This is a genomic window from Sorangium sp. So ce836 (genome assembly GCF_028553905.1).
Lineage (GTDB): Bacteria > Myxococcota_A > Polyangia > Polyangiales > Polyangiaceae > Sorangium > Sorangium cellulosum_D.
In genome coordinates this window covers 2,620,002-2,638,273 of sequence record NZ_CP102233.1, presented here as the reverse complement: position 1 = coordinate 2,638,273, position 18,272 = coordinate 2,620,002, and the positions used below count along the sequence as shown (strand labels likewise).

At 72.2% G+C, this 18,272-nt stretch carries 15 protein-coding genes; 5 read left to right on the top strand and 10 right to left on the bottom strand.

Features of this window, described 5'->3' with window-relative positions:
- Positions 1–224 precede the first annotated feature (224 nt).
- Positions 225–1,148 (top strand): DUF808 domain-containing protein, encoded by a 924-nt coding sequence (locus NQZ70_RS09470; RefSeq protein WP_129573931.1) that lies wholly within the window; start codon positions 225–227, stop codon positions 1,146–1,148.
- Positions 1,149–1,209: 61 nt separating this feature from the next.
- On the opposite strand, the gene NQZ70_RS09465 is transcribed toward NQZ70_RS09470, so the two are convergent.
- Positions 1,210–1,638 (bottom strand): DUF3037 domain-containing protein, encoded by a 429-nt coding sequence (locus NQZ70_RS09465; protein ID WP_129573930.1) that lies wholly within the window; start codon positions 1,636–1,638, stop codon positions 1,210–1,212.
- Positions 1,619–2,494: a HipA family kinase gene (locus NQZ70_RS09460; RefSeq protein ID WP_129573929.1), complete on the bottom strand. Its 876-nt coding sequence runs from the start codon at positions 2,492–2,494 to the stop codon at positions 1,619–1,621. Before NQZ70_RS09460 ends, NQZ70_RS09465 begins: the two co-directional genes overlap by 20 nt.
- Before the next feature lie 243 nt (positions 2,495–2,737).
- Between NQZ70_RS09460 and NQZ70_RS09455 the strand changes: the two genes are divergently transcribed.
- Complete coding sequence (locus tag NQZ70_RS09455; RefSeq protein ID WP_165373872.1) at positions 2,738–3,346, top strand: hypothetical protein; 609 nt, start codon at positions 2,738–2,740, stop codon at positions 3,344–3,346.
- Between the two features lie 202 nt (positions 3,347–3,548).
- Here the strand turns inward: NQZ70_RS09455 and NQZ70_RS09450 are convergent, their stop codons facing one another.
- The 3 genes from NQZ70_RS09450 to NQZ70_RS09440 all read right to left on the bottom strand — a co-directional run bounded on the left by NQZ70_RS09450 (position 3,549) and on the right by NQZ70_RS09440 (position 7,086).
- Positions 3,549–4,727, bottom strand: coding sequence for a hypothetical protein (locus tag NQZ70_RS09450; protein ID WP_129573927.1), 1,179 nt, complete (start codon positions 4,725–4,727; stop codon positions 3,549–3,551).
- 306 nt (positions 4,728–5,033) lie between these two features.
- Positions 5,034–5,474 carry a hypothetical protein gene (locus NQZ70_RS09445; protein WP_129573926.1) on the bottom strand — a complete coding sequence of 147 codons (441 nt, stop codon included), beginning with the start codon at positions 5,472–5,474 and terminating at the stop codon, positions 5,034–5,036.
- A gap of 373 nt (positions 5,475–5,847) precedes the next feature.
- Positions 5,848–7,086 carry a hypothetical protein gene (locus NQZ70_RS09440; protein WP_129573925.1) on the bottom strand — a complete coding sequence of 413 codons (1,239 nt, stop codon included), beginning with the start codon at positions 7,084–7,086 and terminating at the stop codon, positions 5,848–5,850.
- A gap of 460 nt (positions 7,087–7,546) precedes the next feature.
- Between NQZ70_RS09440 and NQZ70_RS09435 the strand changes: the two genes are divergently transcribed.
- Positions 7,547–8,044 carry a hypothetical protein gene (locus NQZ70_RS09435; RefSeq protein WP_129573924.1) on the top strand — a complete coding sequence of 166 codons (498 nt, stop codon included), beginning with the start codon at positions 7,547–7,549 and terminating at the stop codon, positions 8,042–8,044.
- Between the two features lie 39 nt (positions 8,045–8,083).
- Here NQZ70_RS09435 and NQZ70_RS09430 read toward each other — a convergent pair whose 3' ends face one another.
- Together NQZ70_RS09430 and NQZ70_RS09425 are read right to left on the bottom strand one after the other, a co-directional pair.
- Positions 8,084–9,271, bottom strand: a complete 1,188-nt coding sequence (locus NQZ70_RS09430) for an MFS transporter (protein WP_129573923.1) — start codon at positions 9,269–9,271, stop codon at positions 8,084–8,086.
- 154 nt (positions 9,272–9,425) lie between these two features.
- Entirely contained in the window at positions 9,426–9,971 is a 546-nt protein-coding gene (locus NQZ70_RS09425; protein ID WP_129573922.1) for a dihydrofolate reductase family protein, read from the bottom strand.
- 436 nt (positions 9,972–10,407) lie between these two features.
- Here NQZ70_RS09425 and NQZ70_RS09420 point away from each other — a divergent pair, with 436 nt between their 5' ends.
- Positions 10,408–11,433: an NADP-dependent oxidoreductase gene (locus NQZ70_RS09420; RefSeq protein WP_237245174.1), complete on the top strand. Its 1,026-nt coding sequence runs from the start codon at positions 10,408–10,410 to the stop codon at positions 11,431–11,433.
- 27 nt (positions 11,434–11,460) lie between these two features.
- On the opposite strand, the gene NQZ70_RS09415 is transcribed toward NQZ70_RS09420, so the two are convergent.
- The 3 genes from NQZ70_RS09415 to NQZ70_RS09405 all read right to left on the bottom strand — a co-directional run bounded on the left by NQZ70_RS09415 (position 11,461) and on the right by NQZ70_RS09405 (position 15,142).
- Positions 11,461–12,645 (bottom strand): PQQ-binding-like beta-propeller repeat protein, encoded by a 1,185-nt coding sequence (locus tag NQZ70_RS09415; RefSeq protein WP_129581247.1) that lies wholly within the window; start codon positions 12,643–12,645, stop codon positions 11,461–11,463.
- Positions 12,646–12,735: 90 nt separating this feature from the next.
- Positions 12,736–13,971, bottom strand: coding sequence for a DNA polymerase IV (locus NQZ70_RS09410; RefSeq protein WP_129573920.1), 1,236 nt, complete (start codon positions 13,969–13,971; stop codon positions 12,736–12,738).
- A gap of 97 nt (positions 13,972–14,068) precedes the next feature.
- Positions 14,069–15,142 carry a PHB depolymerase family esterase gene (locus NQZ70_RS09405; protein WP_237245173.1) on the bottom strand — a complete coding sequence of 358 codons (1,074 nt, stop codon included), beginning with the start codon at positions 15,140–15,142 and terminating at the stop codon, positions 14,069–14,071.
- Positions 15,143–15,807: 665 nt separating this feature from the next.
- Here NQZ70_RS09405 and NQZ70_RS09400 point away from each other — a divergent pair.
- Positions 15,808–18,270, top strand: coding sequence for a family 43 glycosylhydrolase (locus NQZ70_RS09400; protein ID WP_237245172.1), 2,463 nt, complete (start codon positions 15,808–15,810; stop codon positions 18,268–18,270).
- Positions 18,271–18,272: the final 2 nt, after the last annotated feature.

The window sequence follows — 18,272 nt, the reverse complement described above, 5'->3', positions numbered from 1 at the left end:
CAGGCGCGCCCTCGCGGGGGGCCGGCGTCGCCGATGACCATGGAGGTGACCGGCGCGGAGCGTCGCCCGGGGAAAGCCGCGCGTGGTAGGCTCGCCGGTCGACATGAGCGGCCAGGATCTTCGACCGGCGGCCGCCGGCGCCGCTACCATGCCCGCCGCGACGTCCGCCTCCCGGCGCCGCCGCGGCGCCCCTCACCCCACCCACTCGACGAGGATCTCACTCCATGGCCGGAAGCAGCCTGCTCGCCCTGATCGACGACATCGCCACCGTGCTGGACGACGTGGCCGTGCTGACCAAGGTGGCCGCCAAGAAGACCGCCGGCGTGCTGGGCGACGACCTGGCGCTGAACGCCCAGCAGGTGACCGGTGTCACCGCCGACCGCGAGCTGCCGGTCGTGCTGGCCGTGGCCAAGGGCTCGCTGATCAACAAGGCCATCCTGGTGCCGGCGGCGCTGGCGATCAGCGCCCTGGTGCCCGCGGCCATCACCCCCCTACTGATGCTCGGCGGCACCTTCCTCTGTTACGAGGGGTTCGAGAAGGTCGCGCACAAGCTGCTGCACACGGAGCACGAGGAGGAGGCCCGCCGCGCCGAGCGCGTGCACGCGCTCTCCGACCCGAAGATCGACCTCGTGGAGTTCGAGAAGGAGAAGATCAAGGGCGCGGTGCGCACCGATTTCATCCTGTCGGCCGAGATCATCGCGATCACGCTGGGCACCGTGGCGGACTCGAAGTTCGGCACGCAGGTCGCCGTGCTGGCCGGCATCGCCCTGATCATGACGGTCGGCGTCTACGGCCTCGTCGCCGGCATCGTCAAGCTCGACGACGCGGGCCTCCACCTGAGCCGCCAGGGCGACGCGTTCCAGCAGTCGCTCGGCCGCGGCATCCTGAGGGCGGCGCCCTGGCTGATGAAGGGCCTGTCCGTCGCCGGCACCGCGGCGATGTTCCTGGTCGGCGGCGGCATCCTGACGCACGGCGTGCCGTGGCTCCATCACCACATCGAGGACATGACCCGCGGCGTCGGCCCCGTGCTCGGCGCGGTGGTGCCGTCGCTGGCCAACGCCGTGGTCGGCATCGTGGCCGGCGCGGTGGTGCTGGGCGTCGTGACCGCGGTGAAGCGGGCGCTCGGCCGCGACGCGCACGAGCCCTGAGCGCGCCATGCGCGGTCGCCCGGCTCCCGCGCCGCGGCGGGGGAAGCACGCGCCGCGCGGCTCAGCCCTGTCCCGGCCGCACCAGGGCCGCGAGCAGCCGGTCGAGGGCCGCGGCCGGGTCGGCGCCGAGGCCGGCGTGGACGCGCGAGGGCTGGACGATGGTGCTGGCCGGGGACACCACCCAGCCGAAGCGCTCGGCCTGGGGGAGCCCGGCGACGTACCCGCACGCCGGATCGCCGGCGCAGACGCGGCGGATGAAGTCGAGGTGGCCGCGGACCGCCTCGAGGTCGAGCGCGGGCCAGAGGGCGAGCAGGCGCCGCTCGTCGGGCTCGCTCCGCGCCTCGAGGAAGCCCTGCGCGCGGCAGAAGAGGACCACCCCGACGTTGACGCGCTCGCCGCGCTCCACGCGCGGGACGACGCGCAGCACGGCGTAGTCGAAGGCGTCCGCGGCGTCGCGCGCGCGGGGCGGGCTATCGTCGGGTGCGGGCATCGAGCGCCTCCTCGACGAAGCCCCGCGGCGACGCGAGGCGGTGGGTGAGGTACGCGGCGTACTTGGCGCGCCGCGCTTCGACGCTCGGCGCGCTCGGCGCGGCGGAGGGCGCCGGGGCCTCGCCCTCGGCGAGGCTGTAAAGCGCCGACGCGCGCCGCTCTCCGACCAGCCGGATCGGCGGCTCCGGCTCGACCAGCCACGCGTCCGGGATCGCGGCGACGATCTCCGCGATCCGCGCGGGCGTGAGCCGGGCGCTGAGCGCGGCGTCGGCGGCGGCGATGTCGCGGGCGAACGGGAGCAGCGCGTGGTTCTGGATGAGGGGGAACCGGTCGGGCGCGTCGGCGAGCGGGTCCGTCGTGTCGGTCCAGGCGTGGTGGACGTAGAGCGCCGCGCCGTGGTCGATGAGCCAGAGGCGGCGGTGCCACAGGAGCAGGTTCGGGTTCTTGGGGGTCCGGTCGACGTTGCTCACGAAGGCGTCGAACCAGACGACCGCCGACGCGAGCGCCGGGTCGAGCTCGGGGCCGACGAGCGGCTGGAACGCGAGCGAGCCGGGCAGGTAGTCGAGCGCGAGGTTCAGGCCGGCGCTCGCCGAGAGCAGGTCCGAGAGCTCCGGGTCCGGCTCGGCGCGCCCGAACTCCGGATCGAGCTCCATGAAGACGATCTCCGGCACGGGCAGGCCGAGCGCGCGCCCGATCTCCCCGGCGACGAGCTCCGCGATGAGCGCCTTCGGGCCCTGGCCGGCGCCGCGGAACTTCAGCACGTAGAGGCCGTCGTCGTCGGCCTCGACGAGGGCCGGCAGCGACCCGCCCTCGCGGAGCGGGGTCACGTAGCGGGTCGTGTGGACGGTTCGGATCATACGGACCTTGGCGTCGCGGCGGACAGCGCCCCTCGGGCCAGGCGGCGGTAGTTGACGATATCTCGGCGCTCTGTGCCAGCGCGTCGCGCTCCCTTTCGGCGAACGGCGGCGGCTGGCCTCCGCTGGCGCGGCGCCTTCCGCAGCAGCGGTATTCCGGCATGAGCCTTGCCGAGCCGCCGCGGTCGCCGCGCGCGACGGCGGGCAAGCCCGGGGCGCGGATGGCGGCCAGAAGAGAGGAATCTCATGCATTCACGCATCTGGCTCATCGGGCTCGTTGTCCCTGCCGTCCTCGCCGCCTCGAGCTGTGCGGACGACGAACCTGGCACAGGTGGCACAAGCGCCGGCGCGACCGGCGGCGATGGCGGCCACGGCGCGACCGGCGGAGATGGCGGCGCCGGCGCGACCGGCGGCGACGGCGCGACCGGCGGAGGCGGCGACGACCGCGTACCGACAGCGTGCCGCAGCAGCGCGGAGTGCAGCCCGCCGCTCCCGAACGGCGAGTGCGTCTCCTATGCGGATCCGTGCTTCAACGCGGGAACCAACTTCTTCCCGCTGTGCTTCGAGGGCGCCTGCCAGGGCGACCAGCGCTGCTTCCAGTGCGCGCCGCAGGGGCGGGGTGTCTGCATATCGCCGTGCGCCGCTGACGCGGATTGCCCGGCGGGCAGCGCCTGCGACGAGGGCCAGCGCTGCGCCCCGAGCACCTGCGCGTCCGACGAGGATTGCCCGGTCAACTTCGCGTGCGATCTCGGTGCGGGCCAGTGCGCGCGGAAGAGCTGCGCCGCCGACACCGACTGCGCGGGCTATTGCGTCGATGGGGTCTGCAGGGACGCGCTGGGCACGTGCGAAATCTGAGAGCGCACCGCTGAAGACATGCCGCCGCTCCTTCGCGGGGCGACGCCGCGGCCCGCGGCTACGGCAGGCGCGCATTGACATGACTGCATGAAACGGGGGAGCTGGGTCGCACCGGAACGTGCGCCCTCGATGATCGATGAGGCGGGCCGGGCGCTCGCTCGCGCGCAGCAGCGCGGGAGCGAGCGCCGCAGGCCCTCCTGGCTCACTCGCCGAGGTGATCCAGCCTCGAGCCCGACACCGGCAGGTAGTCGCCGAGCAGGAATCCCTGCAGATCGTCCGTGAACTCGAACGGACCGATCACATGAGTCACCTCGCCGCTCGCGCCGCCGGCGCCGCCCTCGCCGCTCGTGCCGCCAACGCCGCCGGCGCCACCGTCGCCGCTCGTGCCGCCAGCGCCGCCCTCGCCGCTCGTGCCGCCGACGCCGCCGGCGCCACCGTCGCCGCTCGTGCCGCCGGCGCCACCGTCGCCGCTCGTGCCGCCCGCGCCGCCCTCGCCGCTCGTGCCGCCGATGCCGCCGGCGCCACCGTCACCGCTCGTGCCGCCAGCGCCGCCCTCGCCGCTCGTGCCGCCGACGCCGCCAGCGCCGCCCTCACCGCTCGTGCCGCCGGCGCCACCGGTGCCGCCGCCGGCGCCGCCCGTGCCGCCGCCACCCGTGCCGCCCGTGCCGACGGGCCTCGTGACGGTGATGGAGTCGACATAGACCACGGTCGGGTTGGCCCAGGGCCCCGTGTCGCCTGCATCGACCTTGATGCCGATGCGCTGCACCTGGGTCTTGTCGAACGCCTCGGCCCCTGGAACGCCGGCGGCGTCATCGACGTCGATGGTGAGCTCCGTCCAGTCGCCCAGCACGCTGAGGTCCGTCCACGCCCAGGGGACGCCGACCCAGCCCTGGGCCCCCCCGTTCTGCACGTACGTCTGCACGCCACCGCCGGTGCCGGCGTGGACCTTCAGGCGGTACGTGACCGTCGCGCCGGTCAGGTCGACGAGCCCCGGGAAGTCGAACTGGAACAGCGTCCCCGTGCTCGCCTCTGCGAGCGGCACGGCCAGCCGAGCGCAACCCGAGCAGCTCTCGTCCGGCCCAGGACCGATGTCCGGAGCGCTGCCCCCGCCGCCTTCGTTGACGCCGCCTTGGCCGCCCTCGCCGCCCTCGCCGCCCTGGCCGCCCTGGCCGCCCTCGCCGCCTTGGCCGCCCTCACCGCCCTCGCCGCCGGACCCCGTGGTGGTCGAGCTCCCGCTCGTCGAGCTCGCCGACGTGCTCGTGCTGGACGAGGTGCCCCCGCCGGCGCCGCCGCTGCCGTCGTCGCCGTCGTCGCCGCAGCCCGTGGTGGCGAACGCGCCGGCCAGCAATCCACACATCGCCAAAGAAAGAACTGATCTCATCGCATCCTCTCTATCTAATCCCATGAGGGGCCACGCGGCTGAGATCGCTGTTCGCCGTACCTGCTTAGCCGTACCCGAGCTCGCTCCGAACCCGCCGCGCGGGCGCGACGTTATCCCGAAGCCGGAATTTTCTCAACGGCGCATGTGGACATTTCCGAACCGGCGCTCGGCGCGACGAACGAGCTCGCTCGTCGGCCGCGCCACAAACGCGGGAGATCGCGGGAGCACCGGCGCAAGAAAACAAGTCAGGAGCACGGACCGGACGCAGCGCGACGCGCGATCGCCGGCGCCGGGGGGGGCGAGCGCTCAGGCCTGCTCGACGTTCTGCATCGGGCCGCCGGCCGGGCCGGACCCGACGTCGACGGCCCCGGCGAACCCGGCGGTCGGCGCGGAGAAGGCGCCGCGCTGGGCGGCGGGCTGGCCGGGCGGCGCCGCGCCGATGTCCCCGCCGACCACGCCGAGCTCCGCATCTAGCGCGGCGTCCCGCTGCGCCTCCCGCTCCCGATCGCGCGAGACGACCACCTCCGCGACCGTACCGACGAGCGTGCCGATCACCGAGCCGGCGACGGCCCCGGGCGGGCCGGCGATCGCGCCCACCGCCGCGCCCGCCGCGGCCCCCGCGAGGGCCCCAGCAGCGGCCTTCGCGAGGCCGGAGGCGTGCGGAGGGACGCCCGCGGGCAACGGCACATCGCCCCGGCGGCGCGCCTCAAGATCGTTCTCGACAGCATCCAACGCGGTATCGTGCATGGCAATCACCCTCGCGGAGACCGAAGCCTCCCGCTGCGCGGGGGCGGCTCACGGTAGTTCCGTCATCTTGGTTCGTCGGTTCCTCGGTCCTCCCGAGTCAAAGCACGCACCGTGCCGCCGAGAGCCGCGCGCGGCGCCGCGCGCTCCTGCGCCTTTGCGGCCGCCGCGCGGCGCGCGCGTGGCGCATTTCGCCCCAGCGAGCGCGTCGAGGCGCGGAGCTCGGCGCCCGCTCGAGGCCGCCCGGCGACAATTGGATTCGGCTGGAGGCCGATCGGGTCGACGGCGCGAGGGAGGGTCCAACCGATCCGATGGATCGATGCTTCAGCGCGCCTCGCGCGCTTCTCTGGTGAGGCGCAGCGGGGCTGGCCCGGGCTCAGTCGGCAAGGTGGGACAGCGTCGAGCCTTCCACGGGCATGTAATTGCCGATCACCATCGGCTCCGCGCTGGTCGTGAACTCGAACGGACCGACCACATGAATCACCTCTCCGCTGGAGCCGCCTTCGCCGCCCGTGCCGCCTTCGCCGCCGGTGCCGCCGGTGCCGCCGGTGCCGCCGGTGCCGCCTTCGCCGCCGGCGCCGCCCGCAGCGCCCGAGCCGCCTTCGCCACCGATGCCGCCAGCGCCAGCCGTGCCGCCCTCGCCGCCCGCGCCGGCCATGCCGCCCGCGCCGCCGGTGCCGGCCATGCCGCCCGCGCCGCCGGTGCCGGCCATGCCGCCCTCGCCGCCGGTGCCGGCCATGCCGCCCGCGCCGCCGGTGCCGGCCATGCCGCCCGCGCCGCCGGTGCCGGCCATGCCGCCCTCGCCGCCCGCGCCGCCTTCGCCGCTCGCAGCCCCGCCTTCGCCGCCCGTGCCGCTGGTGGCTCCCGCGCCGCCGACGCCGCTCGCGCCGCCCTCGCCGATCGCGCCTCCGGCGCCGCCCGCGCCGATCGTGCCGCCCGCGCCGCCCTCGCCGAACTCGTCGCGCGTGCCCCAGGCACCGCGCGCAGCGCTCGTGCTCCCGCCCTTCGTGACCGTGATGGAATCGACGTAGATGACGGTCGGGTTGGCCCAGGGCCCCGTGTTGCCCGCCGTGATCTGGAGCCCGAGCAACTTGACCTGGGTGCCGTTGAAGAAGGGAGACGTCGGGGCCAAGGCGTCGACATCGATCGTCAGGTCCGTCCACTCTCCCAGGCCGGCGACCGGATTCCATGTATAGCCGACGTTCGCCCAGAAGAGCTCAGCCCCATTTTGCACGAACGGCTGCACGCCGCCGTTGGTGCCGGTGTGGGCCTTCACGCGGAATGTGACGACGGCGCCCGTCAGGTCGATCGCCTCGTCGAACCCGATGAAGAACTGCGTCGCTTGCCCCGCGCTCCTGAACGGCACGGAGAGCCGCGCGCAACCAGGGCAGCTCTCGCTCGGGTCGACGGTCCCGCCGCCGCCTTCGCCCGAGCCGCCGCCGGAAGCCCCCGTGCCGGTCGCGCTGCCGTTCCCGCCCGTCAAGCTCGACGACGTGCCGGAGCTAGAGGAGCTCCCGCCGGCGCCGCCGCTGCCCGAGCCGTCATCGCCGCAACCCGTCGTGGCGAACGCACCGACCAGCAAACCGGTGACCGCCAAAGAATGAACGGTTCTCATTCAAGCCCCTCCTTTCATGGATCCCACGGGGCTGCGTGGCGAAGCCGCCGTTCGCCTTCGCGGCCATCACCGCACCCGAGCTCCTCCGCGGCCATCACCGCACCCGAGCTCCTCCGAGCCAGCCCCACACGCCGCGAGCGTATCTGGTGCCGAGAGCTTTCTCAACAGCACGGACGGCCAAATCCGTCGTCAAGAACACAGCGGCTCGCGATCCTCGACGCTGGATCCGCTGCGGGGGCGACAGCCACATCAGACCACCTGCGGAGTCGAGCCCGGAGCGCAGCGCCCCTGCCGGCGCCGGCGGTCGAGCGATCAGGGCTGCTTTAGGGTATTCCACCCTACCAGCCCAGCGCCGGCCGGCGATCGCGGCGCAATCGTTTGCGCGACGGGCGCGACGGGCGCGACGCGGGCGCGACCGGGCCTTGCACCCCGGCGAGCGAGCTGGTTAACCTTGGCGGCAATGACCTTGGAGGTCCGGCTGGTCAACGAGATCTGCGCCATGGGCTGGGTCGACCGGATCCATGTCGCCGTGTGGCGAGGAAACGGCGTCAACGAGGCTCACACGTTCTATCGAGAGATGAAGGCCGGTATCGCGCGCTTCGGGTGGGGAATCGGCCACCTCGCCGTCATCGAGCCCGGCACCGCGCTGCCGCCGCCGGACATACGAAAGATCATCGTGCGGGTCTTCGATGAGGTTCCCGGCGCGGTGGGCGGCGTGTCCGTCGCGTGCGAGGGGCAGGGCTTCTTCGGGTCCGCCGTGCGCAGCGTGGCGACCGGGCTCATGATGCTGGCCAGCGCGCCCGTCCCGTTCCGGCTCAGCGGGAGCGTGGTCGATTCGGCGGCGTTCCTGTCGACGCACGTGGCCGCAGGCGCGACGCCGCTCGATCCGACGGCGATCGTCAGCGCGGTCCAGGAGCTGAGGCACCGGATGCGCATGAGGGTCGCCAAGTCGGCTTGAGCCGCGCCCGGGCGCGGGGCGGCGCGGGCCGCGCCCGGCTCACGGCTGCTGCGGGCGCGCCGCGCGGGCGCGGAACAGGCAGAACGCCGCGAAGGTGAGCGCCGCCATGAGCGCGCCGGAGACCCACAGCACGGGGCGGTGCCCGTAGCGATCGACGCCCATCCCGACGACGGGCGCGAGCAGCACGAAGGCGAGGCGGAACAGGAAGCTGCGGAGCGAGACGCAGCTCGCGCGATCGCCGTCGGGCGCGAGCCGCTGCTCTTCGTGGTGGAGCAGCGGCATGTGGAGGCCGCGCACGAACGTGAGCAGGAAGTAGAACGCGAACCCGAGCGCGTGATGCGAGATCGCGAGGCCGAGGTACCCGGCCGCCACCAGGGCGACGCACGCGAGCAGCATCCCCGTCATGCCGAGGCGGCGGCCGGCGCGCTCGCTCAGCATCGCGCCGAGCGCGGTGGTGAAGCTGGCGACGGACCACATGGGGCCTATCCACGTGACCTTGGCGCCGGACTCGGTGGCATACAGGGCCATGAGCCAGGTGGGCAGATACGACGCGAGCGCGAACGCGACGCCGAGCAGCAGCACGGCGCGGAGGTCGGCGCGCTCGAGCAGCGCGTCGCGCACGACGGAGCGCATGCGGCCGAGGTGATCCTCGACCTTGGGCAGGGCGCGCTGGGTCTCGCCGAACCGGAGGGCGATGCCGAGGGCGAGCACCCACGCCGCGACCTCGATCACGAACGGCAGGCGAGACCAGCGCGCGTACAGGAAGCCGGCGACGAGGGCGCCGCTGCCCGAGGCGATCTGGGCGATGGAGCGCATGCGGCCGTACCAGCGGGCGAACTCGTGCTCTTTGCCCTGCTCGCGGAGCGAGTCGTAGAGCAGCGCGGAGTCGGCGCCCGAGACGAGCGAGAACCCGACGCCGAGCACGAGCTCGGCGAGGATCACCGACCAGAGCGCGTGCGCGATCGCATAGAGGGACCAGCCGAGCAGGATGCTGGAGGAGCCGAGCACGAGGGCGCGTCGATGGCCGAGGCGGTCGGCGATGTAGCCGGAGGGGAACTCGAAGAGCGCGATGCTCAGGTTGAACGAGGCCTGCACGCTCATCATCGTGGCCACGCTCATGCCGATGTCCCCGGTCCAGAACAGCGGGAAGATGGCCGCCGGGAACATCAACGAATGCACGCCGTAATAGGCGCAGATGAGCCACGGGTTCCGCTGGACGGACGACATGACGGGAGGGGGCGAGCTTACGGCACCGAGCCGCCCCGCGCGAGGAGGGTGTTCGTCTCGCGGCGCGGGGCGTGGTCCCCCGGGCCTGCCGGGATCGTGTCAGCAGGAGAGAATGGGCTCAGGCGTCCGACGTCGCGGGCCTGCGCGGACCGCCCTAGGCCGCGCGGCCGTATTTCACGTCGTACCTCGCGAGCAGGACGCCGTTCGCGTAGGGCTTCGACGCGACCAGCGCCAGATCGACCTTCCTGGCGCTGCCGCCGAAGAGCCGGACCCCGTGGCCGAAGAGGATGGGATTCACCTTCAGGACGAGCTGATCGATGAGCGCGTGATCCAGGAGGAAGCCCGCGAAGGCGCCGCCCCCGCAAAGGTAGATGTCCGCGCCGGGAGACGCCTTCAGCCCCTCGATGACGGCGACCTCGTCGCGATCGACGACCTGGACCTCGGCCCCCTCGTCGAAGCGCAGCGTCCGCGAGAAGATGTGGTGCTCCATGTGCGGGTACGCCCGCTTGCCCGGGACGAGCCCGAGGGGATAACCCCACTCGTACGTCCTCTTCCCCATCAAGACGGTGCGATAGCCCTTCAGGCGCTCGAGGTACTCGGCGGCGTGCTCTCCCTCCATCAGGAAACCGTCGACCGAGCCGTCCTCATGCGAGATGAAACCGTCGAGCGACACCGCGACGTCGTAAACAATCTTTCTCATTCGATCCTCCTCGTTCTCGGAACCGACCTGCAGCGCGGACGAGCGCGTTCGTCCGCAGGCGCTGACGTGACAGCGCCCTCACGGCACCACGGGCGCCGCTCCATCGCCGCGAAGAGGGCGACGGACGGCTCGCCACGGACGGCCGTGCGACAGAGAGATGGCTTCAGCGAGGAGCGACCATAATCGACGCGTGTCAGGCGTCGTCGGCGACCCTAGCATGCACCCGCTCGCTTGCCTAGCGGTTCGAGCTCCCACGATTCCCGCGCTCGCCCGCATCGTACCCCGACCACCGTCGCGCCCAACGCACGAGAACGCACGTACGCCAGCGCACAACACATGACGCGGCCTTGACCGCGGCTGGCCGCCTTGGGGACCCCCCGTTGCCCTGCTGGTGATGCGCTGGTAGCGTCTTCGGCACATGAAGGAGAAGACAGCCATGAGGAGCGATGTGAACCGGTGCTGGCGCCTTGCCTCGCGTCCTGTCGGCCTGCTCAAAGACAGCGATTTCACGTTCAACGAGGAGCCCATCCCGGAGCCGAAGGCGGACGGGGACATCCTCGTCCGTACACTTTACCTGTCGGTCGATCCCACGCAGCGGATATGGCTCGCTCGCGACTCGTACATGCCGGCGGTCCCGATCGGCGACGTCGTCCGCGCCGGCGGCGTCGGCGAGGTCGTACGCTCGAACAGCCCCGATTTCGCGCCGGGCGACCTCGTCCAGGGCCTCCTCGGCTGGCAGGACTACGCGCTCTTGACGGCCGGGAAGCGAGAGCTGCTCCCGGCCTCGAAGCTGCCGCCCGGCATACCGCCCGAGCTCGCGCTCAGCGTCTTCGGCGTCACCGGGCTGACCGCCTACTTCGGTCTGCTCCACGTCGGCCGCGTCAAAGAGGGGGAGACGGTCGTCGTCTCGGGCGCCGCCGGCGCGACCGGGATGATGGTGGGTCAGATCGCCAAGGCGAAGGGCTGCCGCGCGATCGGGATCGCAGGGGGCGCCGAGAAGTGCGCGTGGATCACGGGGGAGCTCGGCTTCGACGCCGCCATCGACTACCGATCCGAGGACGTCGCCGCCCGGCTCCGGGAGCTCTGCCCCGCCGGCATCGACGTCTATTTCGACAACGTGGGCGGCGCGATCCTGGACGCGGCGCTCGCGGAGCTCGCGATGCGCGGGCGCGTCGTGCTCTGCGGCGCCATCGGCGATTACACCGAGTCCGAGTCGCCGCCCGGCCCGAAGAACTACATCAACCTGCTGATGCGGCGCGGCCGGATGGAGGGATTCATCGTCACCGACTACCTCGGCCAGGTGAACGAGGCGGTCTCCGACCTCGCCGGCTGGGTGAGCTCGGGCAAGATCAAGAATCGCGTGGACGTGCAGGAGGGCCTCGAGAAGGCGCCCGCGACGCTGAATCGCCTGTTCACCAGCGCGAACACGGGCAAGCAGCTCCTCAAGGTCGCCGATCCGTGAGCGCGCCTCGAGGGAGCGCCCATCCGGCTAGAACTCGGTCCCGATCACGTACCTGAGCTGGCCTGTCTTCAGCGAGATCACGTAGACCGCCGTCCACGAGGCGAAGAAGACGTCGTTCGCCGACGCCGAGATCCCGGACGAGACCTGCGATTTCTTGTGGACCTGCACGTCCCACAGGCGCTTGCCGGTGGCGCCGTCGAAGCAGGCGAGGCGCGTCCCCTGGCTATGATCGTTCATGTCGTAGGGGACGACCAGGAGCCCGCCCTCGTAGGCCGCCTCCTCGGTCCCCATCGCCCTCGTGGTGAGCGGATCGACGCCGGGCACCACGTCCTTCCAGAGGACCTTCTTCTTGTCGACCGCGGCCACCATCCTGACCTGGCTGCCCTTGCTGCGACGGCCGAGCATGAACCGCGGCCCGGGACCGCTCGGGACGAGCGCGTGGTGCGCCGACATGCCCTCGATCGCGTGCAGCGCGGGCAGCCCGAGCTCGTCGAAATCGGACCAGCCGACGAGCCGATAGCCGGGCGCCTCGTCGGCGTTCGAGCTCGGGACCGGCTTGCACGCCGCGCCCTTCGCGAGCTCGCGCCGCCTCCCGCTCGCCGGCTCCAGGCCGTGCTTCGCGTCGTCGACCGTCTCGACGACGATCACGCCGTCGCCCTGGCACACCCGCCTCGGCTTCTCGCCGAGCGACGCCGACCACGAGGCGGCCCCGGTGCGCAGATCGTACGCCTGCGCCTTGCCCAGGCCGTCGATCGAGATCACCCGATCGAAGACCACCGCGCGCCGCGCCTCCTGGCCGGCCGCGTCCTTGGTCAGGGCCGCCGTCTTCCACAGCTGCTTGCCGTCGCGCCCGTCGAAGGCGGCGATCCACTCCTCCCCGGCAGGGATCCCGCTCTTGCCGATCACGTCCGGCGCCCCGTCGCCGTTGACGTCGGCGAGCATCGGCCGATCCTTGAACTGCACGCTGGGCCCGATGCCGAGGACGGGCCGCGCCCCGGACGCCGCCGGCGCGCGCTGCGTCACCAAGGCGGCGACCCCGCCGGCCATGGCCATGGCGGCGACGGCCCCCATCACGGCGAACACCGCGACGTTGGCGGACGGCGGCGCCACCCGGACGACGTGCATGCCCTGCGGGACCGGCGCGGTGGTCGGCTTCCTGCCGCGATCGATCAGCGACCGCGCGCCGCAGTACTGGCAGGTGACGGAGTCCATCCCCGGCTGAACCGGCAGCGGGGCGCCGCATCGCGGGCATCGGGTGTCGACGATCCTTGCCATCGTTCCACTCTACACGAGCTCCGCGGCCTATTTCTTCTCCCGCGCGCCGCTCTCCCGCGCGCCCCCGCGCCTGCCCGAGCCGGCGCCCGCGCCGCGCTGGCCCGGCGGCCCGCGCTCCAGGAGCGCCGCGCGCGTGAGCCCCTTCCCGCCGAAGCGCTCGGCCACCTCCGCCACGACGCCCTCGAGCCGCCGGCGGCGCTCGGAGGCGACCGGGAACAGGCTCAGGGTCGGGCCGGCGGTCTGGCTCGTCAGATCGCCGGCGGCGACGCCGACGAGCCGCACCGGCCGGGACAGGTCGAACCGCGAGAGCAGCCCCCGCGCGCAGGCGTAGATCGAGTCCGTGTCCGCCACCGGCTCGGGCAGCTTCGCCTGCCGCGTGCGCAGCGTGAAATCCGAGTATTTGAGCTTCACCGCCACCGCGCGGCAGGACAGGCCCGCCTTGAGCAGGCGCCGCGCCACGCGGCCCGACAGCTCGAGCAGCCAGCGCTCGATCGGCTCCCTGCCCCGGAGATCTTCCTCGACCGTCTCCTCCGCGCCGATCGACTCCGCGACGCGGCCCGGGACGACCGCGCGCTCGTCGACGCCGGCCGCGAGGAGGCGCACGTGCTCGCCCCACGCGGGGCCGAGGAGCTCGGAGAGGCGCGGCGCCGGGCAGCGCGCGAGGTCGCCGATGGTGGCGAGCCCCGCCGCGCGGAGGCGCTCGGCGGCGCGCGGGCCCACGCCCCACATGCGCTCGAGCGGCAGCGGCGCGAGGAACGCGGCGACGTCGTCGGGGACGACGACGAGGCCGTCGGGCTTCTGCAGATCGCTCGCGATCTTCGCGGCGAACTTGCACGGCGCGACCCCGGCCGAGGCGGTGAGCCCGATCTCGCCCTGGATAGCGCGCTTGATCTGCGCCGCGATCGCGACGCCGTCGCCGAAGAGCGCGCGGCTCGCGGTCACGTCGAGGAAGGCCTCGTCGAGCGACAGGCCCTCGACGAGCGGGGTGAAGCGGCGGAAGATCGCGAAGACCTGCGCGCTCACCTCGGCGTAGCGGGCGTGCCGCGGGGGCACGACGATCGCCTGCGGGCAGCGGCGGATCGCCTCGGCCATCGGCATCGCCGAGCGGGCGCCGGAGGGGCGCGCCTCGTAGGAGGCGGCCGCCACGACGCCGCGCCGCGAGGCGCCGCCGACCAGGACCGGGCGGCCCTGCAGCGACGGGTCGTCGAGCTGCTCGACCGACGCGAAGAACGCGTCCATGTCGATGTGGAGGATCTGGCGCATCGCGGGGGAGCGATCGCACCCCGGGAGCGCGCCGGGATCAACCGGCCGCGACGCGCCGGCGCCTGCCCGGGCGATCTCCCCGGCGGCGCGCGCCGGCTCACTCGAGCGACTGGAAGAAGCGCCAGGCTCGCCCGCCCGCGCCGGACGGTACGGAGTGGCCGCCGGGGTGCGTGCAGTACACGAGCGGCAGGCCCTCCTTGCAGCCTTGGTACTCGACGCACGAGTTGCCGAAGGTCGCCGACGGCATCGTTGTCGCCTGGCAGCCGTTCCGGCCGCGCCAGAAGTCGCGGGTGGATTGTCCCAGCGCGGGGGTCACGGTCCCGTCGGTGTCGCCTTGCGTTTGAATCAGCGCATGCGCGGCGCTCGCGTCGCTGCACATGGGCTGCGATGCGTTGGGGCCCCACCCGGCGACCGGAGCGAGGCCGCGGAACACGGAAGAGCGCTCGCAGCCGAGCGTGTTCGTCATGAAACCACCCTGGCTGAACCCGACCGCGAAGACGCGCGTCGTGTCGACGCAGTAGTTCGACTTGGCGTGCTCGAGCATGGCGTCGAAGAACGCCAGGTCGGCCGAGAGGCGCGCCGGATTTGCGCTCGGCGGCGGACCGCCCCAGTTGGAGTCTGCGGTGCCCCACTGCGATTGGGTGCTCGGAGGCGTGGACTGCCCGTTCGCCGGCAGCCCCTGCGGGTAGATGAGCAGCGCCTGGTCGTGGGTCTCCTGGATGAGCTGGAATCCGCTGCTGTCGTGCGCGGCCCACACGTTGTTCATGTTCAGGCCGTGGATACCGAAGACCAGCGGCAGCGGCTTGCTCGGATCGTAGTTCTCCGGCACGTACATCAGGAAGTAGCGCGTCACGCCGCCGACCGTCAGCGTCTGCTGCGTGCGAGGGTCGGGGCGCGTCACCGCCTTGCCGCAGCCCACCGAGCCGCCGCCGCCGCCGGCGCCCGCCGAGCCGCCGCCACCGGCCGAGTCGCCGCCCGTGCCGCCGGTGCCCGCGCCCCCGCCCCCGCCGGCTCCTTCGCCCGACGTCGATCCCGCCGACGTCGATCCCGCCGACGTCGATCCCGCCGACGTCGATGCCGCGGTGGTGCCGCCGCTCGTGGAGGCGCCGGACGACACGGAAGCGCCGGGGTCGACGGGATCCGGATCCGACGAGCAAGCGGGTAGCCCCATCGTCACGCCTACGGTGAAAAAAACGCTCAAGCCCAGTGCAGATCGACTCATCGCGACACCACCTCTCCAACGGACTGCTGATCGCCGGGGCCCGGGCGATCACGGGTCGTCCGCCACGCTCCCCCGGCTGGTTGATGCAGGCATCGTGCGCCGGGCACCGCCGGGCCAGTCAGGATTCTCAATGGGTCGAGAACAGGCTCCAGAGGAACGTGGGCGCGAACGCAGGCCAGCCGTGATCGGCGCCGCCGTGGTTCGGGCCCTCACCGGCAGCGTTCCACGAGGCGCCTCCCCAGCGTGAGGGCGCGCATTGTGAGCGCTCACATTGTCGGTGTCAACTCTCGTCGGCGGAAACGCGGGTATTCTCGGGCCCGCGGAGAGGCAACGCTGGCGAGGCGCCTCCGGAGCGGCGCGTCAAGAGGACGCTGGCGCCGGACCGCGGTCGTGACCGGGTGGCCGGACCGTCTGACCCGGCATCTCGTCGGTGATCGGGATCTCTTCGGTGATCGGGGTGCATGGCGCGCCGCGGAGATCGGGCTTCCACTCCGGCGGCCATCCCACTAGCATCCACCTTGTGAGCGCTCACAGCCGATTGCGGCCTCATCCTGCCGGGGCGACGCAAGACGCTCCCGAGCACGAACCGGCTCAGCGCCGACTAGGACATGACAATGAAGAGACATATCGCTTCCATGACGGCGGTGTTCCTCATCGCCGCCCTGCCCGTCTCCTGCGGAGTTGACGAGCGGATATCGCCCCTTCCGTATCCGCTCACGATCGAGGCGACGGGCGACGGGACGACCGATCCGCCGCCCGGGACCTACATGCACGAGCCGGGCACCGTGATCACCGTGACCGCGACGCCCGCTCCGGGACGCAACTTCCTGGGCTGGAGCGGCGCCGACACCGGGCTGGACAACCCGGCGACGTTCACCATGGGCGAGGGCGCGACGCTGACGGCCACGTTCGGCGCCGCGTTCAGCCCGACGACGTACCAGAACCCGGTGCTGCCCGGCGACCACCCGGACATGAACATCTACCGGGAAGGCGACGACTTCTACCTGGTCGGGTCGAGCTTCCACACGATGCCCGCCTTCGAGATCCTGCGCTCGACGGATCTCGTGCGCTGGGAGCGCGTGACCCGGGCGGTCGATTCGACCGCGCCCGCGCTGGACGAGCAGACCGGCCCTGGCCAGGGCACGTGGGGCGGCTTCATCGTCAAGGCCGGCGATGTGTACCGGGTCTATTACGCGATCGGCGCCACGCAGTATTTCTCCTCGGCGCCGAGCCTCGAGGGCCCCTGGTCGAAGCCCAAGAAGGTCGATGTCTTCCCCTACACGCCGCCGGGGAGCGACACCGCGTACGAGCGAGGGACCGGCTCCGACAACTCGGTGTTCGTCGATCCCGAGAGCGGCAAGACCTTCATGATCATCAAGAACGGTCTGTGCAAATGGGACGCCGATCACCCGAACGACTTCGGCATCAACCTGGTCACGGAGATCGACCCCAAGACCGGGATGCTGCTGCCGGAGTCGACCATCGATCTGAGCTTCATCAACTGGGACCAGCAGACCGGAGGCTGCGGGGACTTCACCAACCCCGACTACAGCAAGTGGGCCGAGGGGCCGACGATGGCCAAGCGCGGCGACTGGTACTACTACTTCGTGTCGACCCACACGGCCTGCGGCGGCCAGCTGCACGCCTGGGCGTCGAAGAAGCTGGTCGGCAGCGCCCCCGAGGACTGGCACTGGCTCGGCTATGTCCTGACGGGCAAGGAGCCGTACGCCGGCGTGCAGCACACCACCGCTCCGATCGAGCTCGAGGACGGCACCTGGTGGGCGTTCGCCCACTCCTACGACTGCACCGGCGTGGGCACCCAGGACTGGAAGAACGGCGAGTGGCAGGGGCTCGGCCGCGAAGGGATCCTCCTGCAGGTGACCTGGGACGAGCAGCAGGTGGATGGGGAGACGATCCCGGTCCCCAAGTTCACGCTCGATGGGCGCGAGCTGCCGGCGCCCAAGCTGCCGCCGAGCGGCGTGCCGTTCCTGGTGCCCGTGAACGACGAGTTCTCGTCGGACACGATCAACCCGGCCTGGACCACCTTCGGCCGGTCGGAGGACAAGTACTCGGTGACCGACCGCGCTGGCTGGCTGCGGATCGAGCCGGGCGCCGGGGAGACCACGCGGGTCGTGCAAAAGGACACGCTGCACTCCAGCAGCATGACCGTGAAGCTGCAGTTCAAGCCCAAGGCGGAGGGCGACGCGGCCGGCCTCCACGTGGGCAACGGCTACTGGGAGGACGAGCAGGTGCTCGCGGCGCCGACGTGGATGGCCAGCGGAGAGGGCTTCATGCTCCCGGCCATCCTGGAGGTCTCCGTGGCGCGGGTCATGGAGGACAAGAAGGACCGGATCCGGTTCTCCTTCCGCTCGCGCTCGGTGAAGCCTCCGGTCGAGGAGGGGGGCGCGTACACCGAGCTCGATGAGCCCGTCGTGGTGGGCGGATCGGCGCCGGCCCCCGAAGGCGACACGATCTGGCTGAAGCTGGTCCGCACCGGCCACAAGGCCACGGGCTGGTTCAGCGCCGATCGGATCGAGTGGACGCAGGTAGGCCCCGAGATCGACGTCTCCACGCTCGACAACTTCTACGCCATGGCCCACACCTGGATCGGCAACCAGGCTGGCATGTTCGCGACCAACAAGCGCGCTGATTTCGACCTGTTCACGTATCGGGACGGGTTCACCTGGATCCCGGCCGCGGAGGCGAACCAGCAGTCGGGCACCGACGTCGCGTCGAGCAAGTCGGCCGGTACGGTGCTGGACGGGCTGGAGAACGGCGACTGGGCCATGTACGGCAGCGTCGACCTGGGCAGCGGCGGCCTCCACGCGAAGGCGATCCAGCTCAAGGCCTCGAGCGCCGGCCAAGGCGGCGCCGTGGAGGTCTGGATCGATCCGCTGGCCGGCGGCTCGGCCATCGGCACCTGCAACATCCCCGACACGGGCGACTGGGAAGCGTGGGAGACCACCACGTGCGACGTGAAGCCCACCGAGGGCACCCACGAGGTCTTTCTGAAGGCGACCGGCGGCGCGGGCGAGCTGGTGCGCATCGCGTCGCTGCGATTCGTGCCCTCCGAGTGACG